This is a genomic window from Micromonospora thermarum, assembly GCF_012034245.1.
Lineage (GTDB): Bacteria > Actinomycetota > Actinomycetes > Mycobacteriales > Micromonosporaceae > Micromonospora > Micromonospora thermarum.
Genome location: NZ_JAATEO010000024.1, coordinates 65,363 through 81,181, shown reverse-complemented (window position 1 = coordinate 81,181; position 15,819 = coordinate 65,363). Strand labels below are relative to the sequence as shown.

Sequence of the window (15,819 nt, the reverse complement as noted above, 5' to 3'; positions counted from 1 at the left end):
GACCGCCGAGAACGGGTAGGTGCTCACCGCTTGTCCTCCAGGTCGCCCTCGCTGGCCAGGTACGTCTCCCGGAGCCGGTCCAGGGTGTCCGGGTCCGGCTCGGCCCACAGGCCCCGGTCGGCGGCCTCCAGGAGCCGCTCGGTGATGCCGCGCAGCGCCCACGGGTTCGACGTCTCCAGGAACGCGCGGGTCTCGTCGTCGAACAGGTACGCCTCGGCGAGGCGCTCGTACATCCAGTCGTCCACGACGCCGGCGGTGGCGTCGTAGCCGAACAGGTAGTCCACGGTGGCCGCCAGCTCGAACGCGCCCTTGTAACCGTGGCGGCGCATCGCGGCGATCCAGCGCGGGTTGACCACCCGGGCGCGGAACACCCGCCGGGTCTCCTCGCCGAGCGTGCGGGTACGGACGTCGTGCGGCATCGCCGAGTCCCCGACGTACGCGGCCGGCGCGGCGCCGGTGAGGTGGCGGACCATCGCCACCATCCCGCCGTGGTACTGGAAGTAGTCGTCGGAGTCGACGATGTCGTGCTCGCGGGTGTCCTGGTTCTTCACCGCCACGGCGATGCGGGCGAAGGAGCGTTCCATGTCGGCGCGCGCCTCCCGCCCGTCGAGCCCGCGCCCGTACGCGTAGCCGCCCCAGACCGCGTACACCTCGGCGAGGTCGGCGTCGCTGCGCCAGTTCCGGGCGTCGATGAGCGGCAGCAGCCCGGCCCCGTACGCCCCGGGCTTGGACCCGAAGATGCGCGCGGTGGCCCGGCGCTCGTCGCCGTGCTCGGCGACGTCGGCGTCCACGTGGGCCTTGACGTAGTTGTCGGATGCGGGCTCGTCCAGCGCGGCCACCCGCCGCACCGCGTCGTCGATGAGCGCCACGACGTGCGGGAACGCGTCCCGGAAGAAGCCGGAGATGCGGACGGTGACGTCGACGCGGGGCCGGCCCAGCTCGGCGAGGGGCACCACCTCGACGCCGGTGACGCGGCGGGACCGGTCGTCCCAGACGGGCCGGCAGCCGAGCAGCGCGAGCACCTCGGCGATGTCGTCGCCCTGGGTCCGCATCGCGCTGGTGCCCCACACGGTGAGGCCGACCGAGCGCGGGTACGCGCCGGTGTCGGCGAGGTGCCGGGCGAGCAGCGAGTCGGCCAGGGCCACGCCCACGTCCCAGGCGTTGCGGCTCGGGATGGCCTTCGGGTCGACGGAGTAGAAGTTGCGTCCGGTGGGCAGCACGTTGACCAGGCCGCGGGTGGGCGAGCCGGACGGTCCGGGCGGTACGAAACCACCGTCGAGCGCGCCCAGCACCCGGTCGATCTCGTCGGTGGTGCGGTCCAGCCGGGGCACCAGTTCGGTGGCTGCGAACCGCAGCACGGCGGCGGCGTCCGGGACCGACCGGCCGGTGACCTCCTCGACGACCGCGTCGGCCTTGCCGGCGTCCCAGCCGAGCGTCTCCATGCCGAGCACGAGCCGGCGGGCCAGGCCCTCGATCAGGTCGACGGCGTCGGCGGCGGTGGCGGCGGTGGCGGCGGGCCCGTCGACCGCCTCCGTGAGCGCCCCGGGCAGCGCCACCCGCTCCCCCGGCGACGCGAGCAGCGCCTGTTCGTCCAGGCCGTAGCTCGCGGCGAGTGCCTGGCGCAACCCGGGCAGGGCGCGGGCGCCACCCCACACCTGCGGGGCGCGCAGCACGGCGAGCACCAGGTTGACCCGCGCCTCGCCGGTGGGCGCGGCGGCCAGCACGTGCAGGCCGTCGCGGATCTGCACGTCCTTGACCTCGCACAGGTACCCGTCGAGGTGCAGCACGAAGTCGTCGAAGTCGTCGGCGGCCGGCATGTCGGCCTGGTGCAGGTCGTGGTGCAGCTCGGCGGCCCGCACCAGCTCCCAGATCTGCCCCTGGACCACCGGCACCTTCGCCGGGTCCAGGGCCTGCACGGTCGCGTACTCGTCGAGAAGCTGTTCGAGTTTCGCCAGGTCCCCGTACGTCTCGGCGCGGGCCATCGGCGGCACCAGGTGGTCGACGACGACGGCGTGGGCGCGGCGCTTGGCCTGCGTACCCTCCCCGGGGTCGTTGACGATGAACGGGTAGACCAGCGGCAGGTCGCCGAGCACGGCGTCCGGGGCGCAGTCGGCCGCCAGCCCGAGGCCCTTGCCGGGCAGCCATTCGAGGGTGCCGTGCTTGCCCAGGTGCACCACGGCGTCCGCGCCGAAGCCGCCGTCCGCGACCGGCGCCGACAGCCAGCGGTACGCGGCCAGGTAGTGGTGGCTCGGCGGCAGGTCCGGGTCGTGGTAGATGGCGATCGGGTTCTCCCCGAAGCCGCGGGGCGGCTGGATCAGCAGTACCACGTTGCCGAAGCGCAGCCCGGCGAGCACGATGTCGCCGCCGTCGGTGTACAGCTCGCCGGGCGGCTCACCCCAGTGCTCCCGCATCGCCTCGCGCAGCTCCGCCGGCACCTCCTCGAACCAGCGCCGGTACGTCTCGCCCGGCACCCGCGCCGACGCGGCGGCGAGCTGCTCCGGGGTGAGCCACTCGACGTCGTGGCCACCCGCGGCGATGAGGGCGTGGATGAGCGCGTCCCCGTCGTCGGGGGCGGGCGCGCCGCCCAGGTCGTACCCGGCGTCGGCCAGTGCGGCGAGCAGCCGGACCGCGCTCGCCGGGGTGTCCAGGCCGACCGCGTTGCCGACCCGGGAGTGCTTCGTCGGGTACGAGCTGAGCACCACCGCGAGCCGCTTGTCGGCGTTGGGCACGTGCCGCAGCCGGGCGTGCCGCACGGCGATGCCGGCCACCCGGGCGGCCCGCTCCGGGTCCGGTTCGTACACCGACAGCCCGTCGGCGTCGATCCGCTTGAACGAGAACGGCACGGTGACGATCCGCCCGTCGAACTCGGGGATCGCCACCTGCATGGCCGCGTCCAGCGGGGACAGCCCGGCGTCGCTGCCGGCCCACTGCGCGCGCGTGCTGGTGAGGCAGAGCGCCTGGATCACCGGCACGTCGAGGGCGGCGAGCGCGCCCACGTCCCAGGCGTCCTCGTCGCCGCCGCCGGAGGCGTCGGCGGCGACGGTGCCACCGGCGGCGAGGACCGTGACCAGCAGCGCGTCGCAGCGGGCGAACAGCCCCAGCGGTCCCGCGCCGGCGGTCAGCCCGCGCAGCGAGCCGCAGAAGATCGGCAGGGCGTTGCCGCCCGCCGCCTCCACGGCGTCGGCGAGCGTGTCGACGAACGCGGTGTTGCCGGCCAGGGCGTGCGCCCGGTAGAAGACGATCCCGACGGTGGGTCGGCCCGGGTCGGCCGGCCGGTCACCGTGGATGCCGTACGCCGCGGTGGGCGCGGGCGGGGCGAAGCCCTCGCCGGTGAGCAGCACCGTGTCGGACAGGAAGCGGGCGAGCTGCGTTAGGTTCTCCGGACCGCCTTCGACCAGGTAGGACACGGCCTCGGTGGCCACTCCGGACGGCACCGTGGAGGCCGCCATCAGCTCCGCGTCCGGCACGCTCTCGCCGCCCAGCACGACCGTCGGCACGCCGGAGGCGAGCACCGCGGCCAGCCCGTCCGGCCACGCCGCCCGGCCGCCGAGCAGGCGTACGACGGCCAGGTCGGCGCCGTCGACCAGCGCCGGTACGGCGTCGGCCGCGACCCGGGCCGGGTTGGCCAGGCGGTAGTCGGCGCCGCTCGCCCGGGCGGCGAGCAGGTCGGTGTCGGCGGTGGACAGCAGCAGGATGCGCACGGGGGCTCCGGAGAGTGACGCCCGCGCCGGCACGAGGGCCGGTCGGGCGGGGGGGCGAGGGGTGGCTGCTCGGTCAGCGGGTGCGGTGGGCCGGCGCGCGGCGCGACGATGCGCCGAAGCCGGCGGCGAGCGGATGCGTCAGGCGGACGGCACGCGGCGACCGGCCCGCCGGGTCACGGCGGAGCGACCAGCGCGGCCGGTCACGGCGCGACCTGCGCCGGCCGGTGTGAGGGAGCGAGCTGCTCGGCCCGTCGGCGGCGCGTGTCGAGCGGCCGGCGCGGCGGGGCGTCCGGGCGGAGCAGCGGCGGGGCCGGCGGCGAACGCGTCGGCGCGCGCGGAACGGATACGACGATTGTCGTCGATGGCGGGGATGCTGCGCGTCATCGGGTCCTCCTCGGGTGTCCACGCCCTGGGGTGCACCGACGGCCGAAGTATCCTGGCTCCCGGATCGACGCTCACCCCCGGCCTTCCAACCGCGCACGCACGGCCGTGACTCACGAGGGGGGATCGCTCCCCGGTGACAGTGGCGGGACCGCGCCGGAATCGCACCGGCTTCCTTCACTGCCGTCCGGCCGCGAATGCTGCCACACCCGCGGCGGCCCGGTCAACGCGACCCCACGTGCCCGAGCGGTCCACCTAGGATCGCGGGATGGCGGACAACGACGCGGCGGCGACCCCCGCCATCGAGTTCCATCACCTCACCGGCCGGGTGTGGGTGACCCCCTTCCACCCGGACCCGGCCTGGATCCAGCCCTCCGTCGCCCTGGTCGCCGACGAGCGCGGCAGCGTGCTGGTCGACGCGGGCCAGAGCCCGGCGCACGCCGCCGAGATCCAGGCGGCGCTGCGGGCCGCCGGCCTGCCGGAGCCACGCTGGCTGGTCTACACCCACCACCACTGGGACCACGTGTGGGGCGCCTGCGCCTGGCCGGGCGTGGAGATCGTCGGCCACGTCAGCGGCGCCGACCTGCTGCGCGCCGAGGCGGCCCGACCGTGGAGCACCCGCTACCTGCGCGAGCAGGTCCGCGCCGACCCGCGGCTCGGGCCGAGCTTCCGGGCCCGGGCGCTCGCCGTGGACTCCTGGGACGACTTCACGGTCCGGCCGCCGACGCGGACGTTCACCGACGAGCTGGAGCTGCCCACCGGCGTCGTGGTCCGGCACGTCGGCGGCCACCACGCCCCCGACTCGACCGTGGTGGTCGACCCGGCCTCGGGCGTGCTGCTCCTCGGCGACAGCTGGTACCCGCCGCCGCTGCACCTTCGCCCGCCCGACGACGGGCCGGACCTGGCCCTGGTCCGCCGCCTGCTCACCGACGACATCGGCTGGTACGTCTCCAGCCACAGCCCGACGATGACCCTCGACGAGGCGCGGGCGGCCGTCGCGAAGTGAGCCTCTTAGCGGGCGCGGCGCTCCGGGTGGGCCCGGTTCCAGGCCCGCATGCGCTCCGGGTACCCGGTCTTCGCGGCCACGTACAGCGGCAACCCGAGCCGGTTCGCGAGGGCCGCCGCCACCCGGGGCGACCCGGTCCGGCGACGGATCCACTCGCCGTCGTGGGCGATCGCCACGACCGTCGTGTCCGTCGCGGTGGTCTCCGGTTCCAGGTAGAACTCCACCCCGGTCCGGCCGGCCACGACCCGGCAGTCCCCTGCGAGCCGGGTGGGAGCGCGCTGGACAGGTGCCGGCCCGGCACATGATCACCTCGTCGCGGGCTACGCTCCCGGCGTGCACGTGACGGCCGAGGACGCGATCCAGGACAACGCCGCCTGGTGCGACCTGGTGTGCCGCACCCACGGGCTGACCGGCGCCGCCGACGAGGACGCCTGGTCGGTGCCGCGCCGCTCGCCGACCTGGTATCCGGACGCCGTGACGCTGCGCCGGGACGTGGACCCGGCCGCCCTGCTCGACCGCATCGACGCCGGGCCCGGCGCTTCGGTCAAGGACAGCTACGCCGACCTCGACCTGTCGCCGTACGGCTTCCGGATCCTGGTCGACGCGGACTGGATCCGCCGCCCGCCCGACCCCGACGCGGCGACCATGACGCCGCCCGACGCGGCGCCGTCCCTGACCCCGGTCACCACGCCCGAGGCGCTCGCCGCGTGGGCGGCGGCGCACGGCGGTGGCGAGCTGTTCCGCCCCGCCCTGCTCACCGAGCCCCGGGTCACCGTCCTGGCCCGCCTCGACGGGGGCGTGGTCGCCGGCGGGGCGATCCTGCACCGCTGGGAACTGACCGTCGGTGTCTCCAACGTCTTCGCCCGCACCGTCCCACCGGAGGAGATCTGGGCGGCGCTACCGGCCACCGCCCCGCTGGTGGGTTACGAGTCCGGCGACGACCTGGCGATCGCGGTGGAGGCCGGCTTCCGCCGCGCCGGCCCGCTGCGGGTCTGGCTCCGCGACTGACCGGACGCCACGGGGCGCCGCCTCAGTGCGCCGGTGGGCGGGTGGCGGGGACCAGCGCGAGGGTCGGCAGCAGCAGGATCGGCACGACGAGCAGGGCGTGCAGCGTGCCGACCCGGTCACCGAGCAGCCCCAGCAGCGGCGGGCCGGCGAGGAAGGCGGTGTAGCCGATCACGGCGACGACGCTCACCCGGGCCGGGGCGCGGTCCTCCTCGTCGGCCGCCGCGCTCATCCCCACCGGGAAGCCGAGGGACGCGCCGAGCCCCCAGAGCGCCACGCCCACGACGGCCACCGGCCCGGAACCGGCGAGCACCGCCACACCCGCGCCGAGCACGGCGAGCAGGATCGTCGCGGTCAGCACGCGCACCCGGCCCCACCGGTCCAGGGCGAGGGTGCCGAGGGTGCGGCCGAGCGTCATGCCCACGACGAACACCCCGAACACGGCGGCGCCGGCCGCCTCGCTGAGGTCGTACCCGTCGACGAAGGCGACCGCGACCCAGTCGTTGGCGCTGCCCTCGGCGAACGCCATGACCAGCACGAACAGCCCGATGAGCAGGGTCCGGGGCTCGCGCCAGGCGGCGAGCAGCGCGCGGCGGCGGGTCGCCGGGGAGACGCCGTCGGCGGTCGGCGTCGTCTCGGCGGCCGGGAGGAAGGCCCGGGCGCCGAGCACCGTGCCGCCCAGCACCACCGCCGCCGTCAGGGCGAGGTGGACGGCCACCGGCAGACCGAGGCGGGCGGCGCCCGCGCCGAGCCCCGCCCCGGCCACCGAGCCGAGGCTCCACGCGGCGTGGAACCGGGGCATGATCGTGCGGCCGAGCCGCCGCTCGACGGCGGCACCCTCGATGTTCATGGCCACGTCACAGGTGCCGGAGCCGTAGCCGAGGGCGAACAGGCCCAGTGCCACGCCGGCCAGCGAGCCGGCCGACCAGGCGGCGACGCCGGCGACCGTCAGGCCGGACGCGACGAGCAGGGTCGCCAGCACCACCGTCCGGGCGGTGCCGAGGCGCTGGGCGACCAGACCGGACGTGGGCATCGCCAGGATCGCCCCCGCCGACATGGCGAGCAGCAGCAGCCCGAGGCGGCCGGCGCTCAGGTCGAGCGCGTCGCGGACCGCCGGCACCCGGGCGAACCAGGAGGCGACGGCGAGGCCGTTGAGGGCGAAGACCACCGCTACGCCGGTGCGGGCGGCCAGCACCGACCGGGGCGTGATGGTCGGGGGGGCCGGGGCGGTGACGCTGCTCACGCGGCGGGGTCCTCTCCTGGGGACGGGGGTCTGCTGCACGATCGCACACCTGGAAACGCTCTCACCACAAGCCGGCCTCGCCCCTTACCCCTCGACCCGTGAGCGCGCGATGATCTGGTTGCCGACACGTGCCGTCCGGGCGGGCGGCGACCACGGGGGAGGACGAGCCATGACGACGCCACGCCGCGCACCGACCCTGGAGGATGTCGCCCGGGCCGCCGGCGTCTCCCGGGCCACCGCCTCCCGCGTGCTCGCCGGCACCGGGTACGCCTCCCCCGTCACCCGGGACCGGGTCTCCGCCGCTGCCGGCCGGCTGGGCTACACGCCGGACCCGGCCGCCCGCGCGCTCGTGCGCGGCACCGGCGTCCGTCTGGTGACGGTCGTCTGCGGCACGTCCCCGGCGGTCCTCGACGACCCGTACGTCGACCGGGTGGTCGGCGCCGCCGCCCGGTTCTGCGCCCCGCACGGGCTCGGCGTCACCCTGCACTGGCTGCCGACCCGCGATCCGGCCCGGCTGCGCCGCCTCGCCGAGGATCGCGGGGTCAGCGGGCTGATCCTGCTCAACACGACCGCGGCGGTGCTGGCCGCGGTGCCCCGTACGCTGCGGGGGCGGGTGGCCTCGATCGGCGTCGGCTCCCCGGTGGTCCCCTCCTTCGACGTGGACAACGGTGGCGGCACGGCGGCGATGGTCCGGCACCTGTACGCGACCGGCCGCCGCCGCGTCGCCATGGTCACCGGCCCCCGCTGGCTCGCCTGCGCCGGCCGGTCGGTGCACGCGTACCGGCAGGTGATGCGGGAGGCCGGGTTGCCGGCCCGGCTGGTCCGGGGCGACTTCACCGTGCACCGGGCCCGGATGGCGGCGCGCGAGGTCCTGGCCCGCTGGCCGGACACCGACGCCATCGTCGGCATCAGCGACGCGACCGCGCTGGGCGTGATGGACCGGCTGCGCGGCGACGGCGTGCAGGTGCCCGGGGACGTCGCGGTGACGGGTTTCGACGACATCCCGCTGGCCGCGGTGGCCACCCCCGCGCTCACCACCGCGACGCACCCGGTGGCGGAGATCGCCGCCGCCGCGGCGAACGCGGCCCTGTCGGGTGGCGCGGTCCGACCGCCGACGGTCTTCCCGTCCCGGCTGGTCCGCCGGCTGAGCGCCTGACCGGGCGGGGTTAGCCGCCCCGCCGGCGGGTAAGCGCCGGCCGTCCGCTTCGCCGACCGAAGGACCGTGAGCCCGTGGCCGAACCCGCGCCGCCGCACCGGGCGCCGGAGGAGAACCCCCGGCACGGCCGGCTCACCGCGCGTCCGGGCCCGCCGTCGGTCCGGGCCGCCGCCGGGCTGGTCCCGTTGACCGACGCCGCGGGCGACCCCCTCGCGATGGTGTACGCCCCGGAGCCGGCGGACGGCCGGCCGTACCGCCTGGTCCTGCTGCTGCACGGCGCCGGCGGCTCGGCCCGGCAGGGCCTCGACCTGCTGCTCCCGATCGCCGACACGCACCGCCTCCTGCTGGTCGCCCCGCAGGCCGCCGCCAGCAGCTGGGACCTGATCGTGGAGGGCTTCGGCGTCGACGTCCGTCGCATCGACACGCTGCTCACCAGCGTGTTCGCCGGCCACCCCGTCGACCGGGTGGCGTTCGGCGGGTTCTCCGACGGCGCCTCGTACGCCCTGTCCCTGGGCCTGACCAACGGCGACCTGGTCGACGCGGTGGTGGCCTTCTCCCCCGGCTTCGCCGCGCCCCTGGTCACGCACGGCCGGCCGCGGGTGTACGTCTCGCACGGCGTCGCCGACCCGGTCCTGCCGGTCGACGCGTGCAGCCGGCGGTTGGTGCCCCGGCTGCGCTCGCTCGGCTACGACGTGACCTACCACGAGTTCCCGGACGGGCACGAGGTGCCCGCCGACATCCGCGCCGAGGCCGCGAGCTGGCTCACCGGCACCTGACCGGGGCCGGCGGCCCCGCGCCGCACCCCGACCGGCCCGCGCCGCACCCCGGCCGGTCCGCGCCGCACCCCGGCCGGTCCGCGCCGCACCCCGACCGGCCCCGCGCCGCACCCCGACCGGCCCCGCGCCGCACCCGGCCGGTCCGCGCCGTACCCGGACCGGTCCCGCGCGGGCACTCAGCGGCCGGGCAGCCCGAGCGCCTCGTCGACCCGGGTGAGCACGGCGGCGTCGTCGTCGGCACCCACGCCCCGCAGCAGGTCGATGGCCGTGGCCCGGACCTGTCCGACGATCATGGCGAGCGGCAGGGTGCCGCCCGGCGTGTACAGCCGGCCGGCGGACCGGACCGCCGCCAGGGCCTCCTGCTCGGCCCGCTCGGCGTGCCGGTCGGCCTCGACGCCGGCGCCGTCGAGGTCGGCGGCGAGCGCCGCGCCGGCCGCCTGGACGGCCCCGGCGAGGCGACGCAGGACGTCGCCCACGGCGGCCGGCGGCGGGGTGGGCAGGCGGCTCAGGGTGACCCCGGCCCGGGCCAGGACGCGGACGTTGCGGACCACGTAGTCGATCTGGTGCAGCGCCGCGTCGACCGACTCCAGCCGCCCGAGGTGGCGGCGACGGCGGACGTGCAGGCGCAGCGCCTCCCCCGCGGCCCGGACCTCGTCGCGGAGCCGGTCCACGGCGGCGTCCATCCCGCGGGCCCGCTCCAGGACCGCGAGGGCGGCCCCGGAGTCGCGGCGGTCGAGCGCGTCCGCGACCTCGGTGACCAGTGCGGCCAGCGCGTCGAAGGTGTCCCGGACCTCGCCGGCGAGACGGGCGAGCGGCCGGCGGGCGCCCACGAATTGGCTGACGACGATCGCGACCGCCCCGCCGATGAGGGCGTCGACGAACCGGAACGGCACCAGCGAGTCGCCGGGCGGCGGGACCGCCACCAGGTACAGGGCGGAGACGGCCGCCTGCACGAGGGTCACGCCGGTGGCGCCGACGGTCACCGCCAGGGCGACGGTGAGCAGGATGACCGTGAACACCGTCCCGGTGGTGCGCGGGCCGAGCGCCTGCAGCACGAGGTCGGCGACCAGCACGCCGGCGGTGACCCCCAGCACCACCTCCACCGCCCGGCGGATCCGCTGCCCGCGCGCCTGCCCGAGCACGATGAGGGCGGCGGCGGGCGCGAAGAACGGCTGCGGGTCGCCGACCAGGTCGGCGGCGAGGAACCAGGCGACGGTCGCGGCCAGGGTCGCCTCGACCACCGGCCGCCATCCGTGCCGCAGCCGACCGGCGGCCGTCCGAGCCCACCCCCACCGGATCATCGCCGCCTCCTCACCCCCGGCGGCGAGCGTAACGGCGGGTGCCGGTCAGGGCTTCCACACCCCGGTCGCCGCGGTCGCGGCCGCGTAGCCGGCGGAGTCGCGGGCGGGCCGGCCGAGGACCCGTTCGACGCCGTCGGCCACGTGCGCGTTGCCGTCGAGGACCTCGGTGAACAGGTACGTGAGCAAACCCGCCACCTCGGCGGGGACGCCCACGGCGGCGAGCGCCGCCGCGTACGCCTGGGTGGTGACCGTGGTGAAGCGGACGTCGCGGCCGGTCGCGGCGGCGATCTCGGCGACCGCCTCGGCGAAGGTCAGCACGCGCGGGCCGGTGAGCTCGTAGAGCTGGCCGGCGTGCCCGTCCCCGGTGAGCGCGGCGACCGCGACGTCGGCGATGTCGTCGGCGTCGACGAACGGTTCGGGCACTGAGGACAGTCAAGCCGCCGGCGGCGAGACGATGAATGGCCGAGGATCGTGCAGTCATACGCGAGCGTCTACAGTGAGGGCGTGGATCCGCTCACCGGACTGCTCGACGGGCCCCGCGCGCGCGGCGCATTCCTGCTGCGGTCGATGCTCGACCCGCCGTTCTCGCTGCGCATCGAGGACCGCGCCCCGCTGACCGTGGTGGCGCTGGTCCGGGGCGACGGGTGGGTGGTGCCGGACGACGGGCCGGCGGTGCGGCTGCACCCCGGCGACGTGGCCGTGCTGCGCGGCCCCGACGGCTACCTGGTGGCCGACGACCCGGCCACCCCGCCGCAGGTGGTGATCCATTCCGGGCAGCGGTGCACCACGATCCACGGCGAACCGCTCACCGAGAGCATGGCGCTCGGCGTACGGACGTGGGGCACCAGCCCGACCGGCGCGACCGTGCTGCTGACCGGCACCTACCAGCTCCCCGGCGAACCCGGCCGGCGGCTGCTCACCGCCCTGCCGCCGCTGGTCACGGTGAGCGGCGACGACTGGCGCACCCCCCTCGTGCCGCTGCTCGCCGAGGAGGTCACCCGCGACGCACCGGGTCAGGCGGCCGTCCTCGACCGGCTGCTCGACCTGCTGCTGATCGCCGCGCTGCGGCACTGGTTCGCGCGGCCCGGCGCGGCACCCGCCTGGTACGTGGCCGCCGCCGACCCGGTGGTCGGCCCCGCCCTGCGGCTGCTCCAGAACGACCCGGCCCGGCCCTGGACGGTGGCCACCCTCGCCGCCGAGGTGGGGGTATCCCGGGCCGCCCTGGCCCGCCGCTTCACCGACCTCGTCGGCGAGCCGCCGATGACGTACCTGACCGGCTGGCGGCTCGCGCTCGCCGCCGACCTGCTCCGCGAGCCGTACGCCACGCTCGGCGCGGTGGCCCGCCGGGTCGGCTACGGCAGCCCGTTCGCGCTGAGTACCGCCTTCCGGCGGGTCCGCGGGGTGAGCCCCCGCGACCACCGCCTCGCCGCCGTGGAAGGCTGACCGGCATGACGGATACGTCGACCCGGACACCGGCGAGGTACGCCTGCGCGGCTCGGCCGGCGTCCGGGCCGACCTGGTGGTCGGCGCCGACGGGCTGCGCAGCGTCCTCCGCGACCGGCTCTGGCCCGACACCCCGCCCCCGGTGTACGCGGGCAGCACCGCCTGGCGCGCGGTGACCACCGTCGCCGGGCCGGTGCCGACCGCGATCAGCTGGGGTCGCGGCACCGAGTTCGGAATGGTGCCGATCGGCGGCGACCGGATCTACTGGTTCGGGGCGGTCACCGCCCCGCCGGGCCTGACGGTCCCCGACGAGCTGGCCGCCGTACGGGAACGGTTCGGCGACTGGCACGACCCGATCCCGGCCCTGCTCGCGGCGACACCGCCGGAGTCGGTGATCCGCACCGACCTGTACCACCTCGCCACGCCACTGCCGTCGTACGTGCGCGGGCGGGTGGCGCTGCTCGGCGACGCCGCCCACGCGATGACCCCGAACCTCGGGCAGGGCGCCGGCCAGGCCATCGAGGACGCGGTGGTGCTCGGCGCGGTCTGCGCCGGCGTGCCCGCCGCCGGGGTCCCGGAGGCGTTGCGCGCGTACGACCGGCAGCGCCGGCCCCGCAGCCAGGCGATCGCTCGCGCCTCGTACGGGATGGGGCGGCTCGGCCAGCAGCTGCGCAACCCCGCCGCGATCGCGGTGCGGAACACGCTGATGCGCCTGGTCCCCCCGCGGCTGGCGCTGCGGAACATGGCCCGGTACGCCGACTGGCACCCGCCGGCCGCGTCCCGCTGACCGTGCGCCGCTGGAGGGCGACACGGTCGCCGATGCGGCTCGGGTCGCGGGGACTACCGCCGGTCGGCGGGCCGGCTCGCTCGCGCGGCCGGTCAGCGGGCGGCCGGGTCCGCAGCGCCGGCGGCCAGGTCGGCGTACGCCGGTGAGTCGAGGAAGCGCGCCAGCATGTCGGCGGTGCCCGGCGTGTACGGGCGGCCGTCGCGGACCTCGTCGACGGTGAGGAACACGATCGCCGCGCCCTCACCGAGCACCACGTCCTCCTGCCGCGCCCAGGTGGCGCCGCAGAAGTAGTGCTTGGCCAGGCCCTGCTCCGGCAGCTCCTGCCGGGCGAAGAGCCGGAGCGGACCGGCCGGGGACAGCCCGGTCTCCTCGTGCAGTTCCCGCAGGGCCGTCTCCTCGGGGCTCTCCCCGGGCTCACCGTGCCCGCCCGGCAGCCCCCAGGTGTGCGGGTAGTACGGCGCGTTGCCGTCGCGCAGCTGCATCAGCAGTCGGCCGTGCGGATCGACCAGCAGCACGCAGGAGATCGGAACCATGCCGGGCAGCGTAACGGGCCCCACCGACGGCGGGTCTCACGTGGCGGGGGTGCCCGGAATCCGACGGCGCTGTCTCCCCGTTCCGGTGCCACCATGGACTCAGGTTCCCGAGGCGAGGAGCGGGCCCATGGTCGCCGGAATCGTCAGCGCGGTCGTGCACGTCGTCGCGGGCGCCACGCTGGGCGGGCTGGCCGCCGGCCCGGTCGGGCTGCTCGCCGGGACGGTCGCGGGCCTCGTCCCGGGTGCCGTGTTCGGCGGGGCGGTCGCCGCCACCGGGGTCTACCCCCGTGGGCCGCGCGGCGTCGCCCTGTTCCTGGTCGACCACACGTGGAGCCTGCCCAACACCGCGCTCGGCGCGGTGTACCTGGCCCTGCACCTGGCCGCCGGGCACACCCTCGACGCGCCCGGCTCCCGGCACGCCTGCCGGGTCAGCGTCGTCGAGGGCGTCTGGCCCCGGTACGCCACCACCCTCGGCACGGTCTGCGCCGGCAGCAACCCGCGCATCCAGCGCCACGAGGACACCCACATCCTCCAGGCGCGCCTGCTCGGCCCGCTCTACCTGCCCCTGGTCGCCGCCAACTACGTGCTGTTCACCGTCCTGCCGGTCTGGTGGCTCTGGCACGACCACGCGGGCGCCCCGATCGACCGGATCCGCCGGTACTTCGAGGTGGGCGTCTACCCGCACGTGTGGCACGAGGCGCACGCGTACCGCGTCCAGGGCCGGCCACCCCGCTGAGCCTCGTGGCGCGGGTCGGGTAGAAGTGGGTCATGGAGTTCCCCGCGCACCTCGCCACGATGCCGATGCACGCGATCACCGAGATCCACGGCGAGCCCGGCCTGCTCGCCCGGTTCCGGCTCGAGATCCGTGACTTCGCCGAGGCCGAGCGGGCGCGCCTCACCGAGGCCCTCGACCTCGCCGCCCACCTGCACCGCGACGACCGGCGGGTCCGCGAGCCGTACCTCAACCACCTGCTGCGGGTCGCGATCCGGATGCTGCACCACTACCGGGTCCGCGACGTCGACGTCATCGTCGCCGGCCTGCTGCACGACACCGTCGAGGACCACCCGGCCGACCTGGCCGCCCTGGGCGACGGCCGGGCCGGCGCCGACGTCCGCGAGGCCGCGCTGGCCACCCTCGCCGGCCGGTTCGGCCCGCGCGTCGCGCGCCTCGTCGCCGCCGTCACCAACCCGGTGTACGACCCCGACCGCGACCGCCACGTCCAGTACCGGGAGCACGTCGCGGCGAGCCTCGACCGGGAGCCGTGGGCGCGGGTCATCAAGGTCTCCGACTTCACCGACAACGGGGTGGGCGTGATCCACTCGGTGGGGCCGAAGGTGCCGACCTGGGCCGCGAAGTACCGGCCGCTGGTGCCGGTGCTCCGGGAACTGGTGACCCGTCCGGACACGCCGCTGGCGCCACCGGTGAAGCGGCACATCCTCGACCAGCTCGACCTCGCCGAGGAGCGCTTCAGCGCGATCCTCGACGCCCCGGCGTACCCGAACTGAGCCGCGCCGTCCGCCCTGCCGCGTGGCCCGGCCCGGCCGGCTCGGGGCCCCACACCATCGGTGGAGCCGCCTATGCTCTGCGAGGTTTCCCCTGATCATGGGGGCTGGGGACGAGAGAGAGGCTCAATCATGCGTGTGGCACGCGTACTCGTGCCATTGGCCGTCGCGGGCATGGTGCTCGCCGGCTGCGGTGACCGCACGGCCGGCGGCGCCACCTGGTCCGCTCCGTCGGCACCGGCCGGCAACGGCGTCGCGGACCTGACCGCGGACGAGATCCTGGCGAAGGCGACCGCGGCCCTGGACAAGGCCGGGTCGTTCCAGATCAAGGGCCAGGCGCGGGAGGACGGCACCACCATGTCCGTCGACCTGAAGGTCCAGGGCAAGGACCTCGTGGGCACGATCGACATGGGTAGCAGCACCATCCAGACGCTGCTGGTGGGCGGCCAACCGTACTTCAAGGCGGACGAAGCCTTCTGGAAGGAGAACGGCGGCCCGCAGGGCGCGGGCCTCGCCCAGCTCGTCGGCGACCGGTGGGTGAAGGTGTCGCCGAAGGACGAGGACTTCGCCAACGTCTTCAAGCTCGGTGACCCGGACGAGATCCTCAAGCCCGACGGCAAGGTCAGCAAGGGGGCGAGCACGTCCATCGACGCCGGCCCGGTGATCACGCTGATCGACAAGTCCGACCAGAGCAAGCTGTACGTCGCGACGACCGGCGAGCCGTACCCGCTGCTCACCGAGGACCCCGACAAACAGGGCAAGCTCGTGTTCAGCGGGTTCGGGGACTCGTTCCCCGAGATCAAGAAGCCCGACGCGCAGGACGTGATCGACTTCAGCAAGCTCTGACCTGACCGTGACGGAGAGCTGACCGCCACGTTCACCACTCAGGCCCGTACGCCCCGGCGTACGGGCCTGACGGCACTCACGGTCAGCCGCTGTGCAGGGCCGCGAAGGTCAGCACCGCCGCGTTGTCACGCGGCGGTG

At 76.1% G+C, this 15,819-nt stretch carries 13 protein-coding genes, 2 pseudogenes and 1 riboswitch; of the genes and pseudogenes, 9 read left to right on the top strand and 6 right to left on the bottom strand.

The genetic code is table 11. The features are described 5' to 3' along the window. Positions 1-23: 23 nt before the first annotated feature. Positions 24-3,701 carry a cobaltochelatase subunit CobN gene (gene cobN / locus HCJ94_RS21210; protein WP_168002775.1) on the bottom strand — a complete coding sequence of 1,226 codons (3,678 nt, stop codon included), beginning with the start codon at positions 3,699-3,701 and terminating at the stop codon, positions 24-26. A 429-nt stretch (positions 3,702-4,130) separates the two neighbouring features. Continuing rightward, positions 4,131-4,260, bottom strand: a riboswitch (cobalamin riboswitch). A gap of 90 nt (positions 4,261-4,350) precedes the next feature. Here cobN and HCJ94_RS21205 point away from each other — a divergent pair. Continuing rightward, a complete protein-coding gene (locus HCJ94_RS21205; RefSeq protein WP_168002774.1) occupies positions 4,351-5,088 on the top strand; it encodes an MBL fold metallo-hydrolase in 738 nt (245 codons plus the stop codon). Between the two features lie 5 nt (positions 5,089-5,093). On the opposite strand, the pseudogene HCJ94_RS21200 reads toward HCJ94_RS21205, so the two are convergent. Continuing rightward, positions 5,094-5,330: pseudogene (locus HCJ94_RS21200) on the bottom strand (hypothetical protein); the annotation flags it as partial. A 91-nt stretch (positions 5,331-5,421) separates the two neighbouring features. On the opposite strand from HCJ94_RS21200, the gene HCJ94_RS21195 reads away from it, so the two are divergent. After that, entirely contained in the window at positions 5,422-6,096 is a 675-nt protein-coding gene (locus HCJ94_RS21195; protein ID WP_168002773.1) for a hypothetical protein, read from the top strand. 22 nt (positions 6,097-6,118) lie between these two features. On the opposite strand, the gene HCJ94_RS21190 is transcribed toward HCJ94_RS21195, so the two are convergent. Continuing rightward, on the bottom strand, positions 6,119-7,336 hold the full coding sequence (locus tag HCJ94_RS21190) for an MFS transporter (RefSeq protein WP_168002772.1): 1,218 nt from the start codon (positions 7,334-7,336) through the stop codon (positions 6,119-6,121). Between the two features lie 169 nt (positions 7,337-7,505). Here HCJ94_RS21190 and HCJ94_RS21185 point away from each other — a divergent pair, with 169 nt between their 5' ends. Then, entirely contained in the window at positions 7,506-8,492 is a 987-nt protein-coding gene (locus HCJ94_RS21185; protein ID WP_168002771.1) for a LacI family DNA-binding transcriptional regulator, read from the top strand. 74 nt (positions 8,493-8,566) lie between these two features. Continuing rightward, entirely contained in the window at positions 8,567-9,268 is a 702-nt protein-coding gene (locus tag HCJ94_RS21180) for an alpha/beta hydrolase (protein WP_168002770.1), read from the top strand. Positions 9,269-9,444: 176 nt separating this feature from the next. Here HCJ94_RS21180 and HCJ94_RS21175 read toward each other — a convergent pair whose 3' ends face one another. Beyond that, positions 9,445-10,569, bottom strand: a complete 1,125-nt coding sequence (locus tag HCJ94_RS21175) for an FUSC family protein (protein WP_168002769.1) — start codon at positions 10,567-10,569, stop codon at positions 9,445-9,447. Positions 10,570-10,614: 45 nt separating this feature from the next. After that, positions 10,615-11,001, bottom strand: a pseudogene (locus HCJ94_RS21170) (Rossmann-fold NAD(P)-binding domain-containing protein); the annotation flags it as partial. Between the two features lie 72 nt (positions 11,002-11,073). On the opposite strand from HCJ94_RS21170, the gene HCJ94_RS21165 reads away from it, so the two are divergent. Further along, entirely contained in the window at positions 11,074-12,012 is a 939-nt protein-coding gene (locus tag HCJ94_RS21165) for an AraC family transcriptional regulator (RefSeq protein WP_168002768.1), read from the top strand. Between the two features lie 43 nt (positions 12,013-12,055). Further along, complete coding sequence (locus tag HCJ94_RS21160) at positions 12,056-12,799, top strand: FAD-dependent monooxygenase (protein WP_168002799.1); 744 nt, start codon at positions 12,056-12,058, stop codon at positions 12,797-12,799. A 92-nt stretch (positions 12,800-12,891) separates the two neighbouring features. Here HCJ94_RS21160 and HCJ94_RS21155 read toward each other — a convergent pair whose 3' ends face one another. Beyond that, on the bottom strand, positions 12,892-13,332 hold the full coding sequence (locus HCJ94_RS21155; protein WP_168002767.1) for an NUDIX domain-containing protein: 441 nt from the start codon (positions 13,330-13,332) through the stop codon (positions 12,892-12,894). A 127-nt stretch (positions 13,333-13,459) separates the two neighbouring features. Between HCJ94_RS21155 and HCJ94_RS21150 the strand changes: the two genes are divergently transcribed. The 3 genes from HCJ94_RS21150 (at position 13,460) to HCJ94_RS21140 (ending at position 15,681) form a co-directional block, all read left to right on the top strand. Then, entirely contained in the window at positions 13,460-14,068 is a 609-nt protein-coding gene (locus tag HCJ94_RS21150; protein WP_168002766.1) for a glycine zipper family protein, read from the top strand. A 32-nt stretch (positions 14,069-14,100) separates the two neighbouring features. After that, complete coding sequence (locus HCJ94_RS21145; protein WP_168002765.1) at positions 14,101-14,838, top strand: HD domain-containing protein; 738 nt, start codon at positions 14,101-14,103, stop codon at positions 14,836-14,838. 129 nt (positions 14,839-14,967) lie between these two features. Continuing rightward, on the top strand, positions 14,968-15,681 hold the full coding sequence (locus tag HCJ94_RS21140; RefSeq protein ID WP_168002764.1) for a hypothetical protein: 714 nt from the start codon (positions 14,968-14,970) through the stop codon (positions 15,679-15,681). Positions 15,682-15,819 lie beyond the last annotated feature (138 nt).

Excerpts from the sequence above, each read along its gene's own strand:
- HCJ94_RS21205 (WP_168002774.1), top strand. The coding sequence starts at position 4,351 with ATGGCGGACAACGACGCGGCGGCGACCCCCGCCATCGAGTTCCATCAC.
- HCJ94_RS21185 (WP_168002771.1), top strand. The coding sequence starts at position 7,506 with ATGACGACGCCACGCCGCGCACCGACCCTGGAGGATGTCGCCCGGGCC.
- HCJ94_RS21175 (WP_168002769.1), bottom strand. The coding sequence starts at position 10,569 with ATGATCCGGTGGGGGTGGGCTCGGACGGCCGCCGGTCGGCTGCGGCAC.
- HCJ94_RS21155 (WP_168002767.1), bottom strand. The coding sequence starts at position 13,332 with ATGGTTCCGATCTCCTGCGTGCTGCTGGTCGATCCGCACGGCCGACTG.
- HCJ94_RS21150 (WP_168002766.1), top strand. The coding sequence starts at position 13,460 with ATGGTCGCCGGAATCGTCAGCGCGGTCGTGCACGTCGTCGCGGGCGCC.
- HCJ94_RS21145 (WP_168002765.1), top strand. The coding sequence starts at position 14,101 with ATGGAGTTCCCCGCGCACCTCGCCACGATGCCGATGCACGCGATCACC.
- HCJ94_RS21140 (WP_168002764.1), top strand. The coding sequence starts at position 14,968 with ATGCGTGTGGCACGCGTACTCGTGCCATTGGCCGTCGCGGGCATGGTG.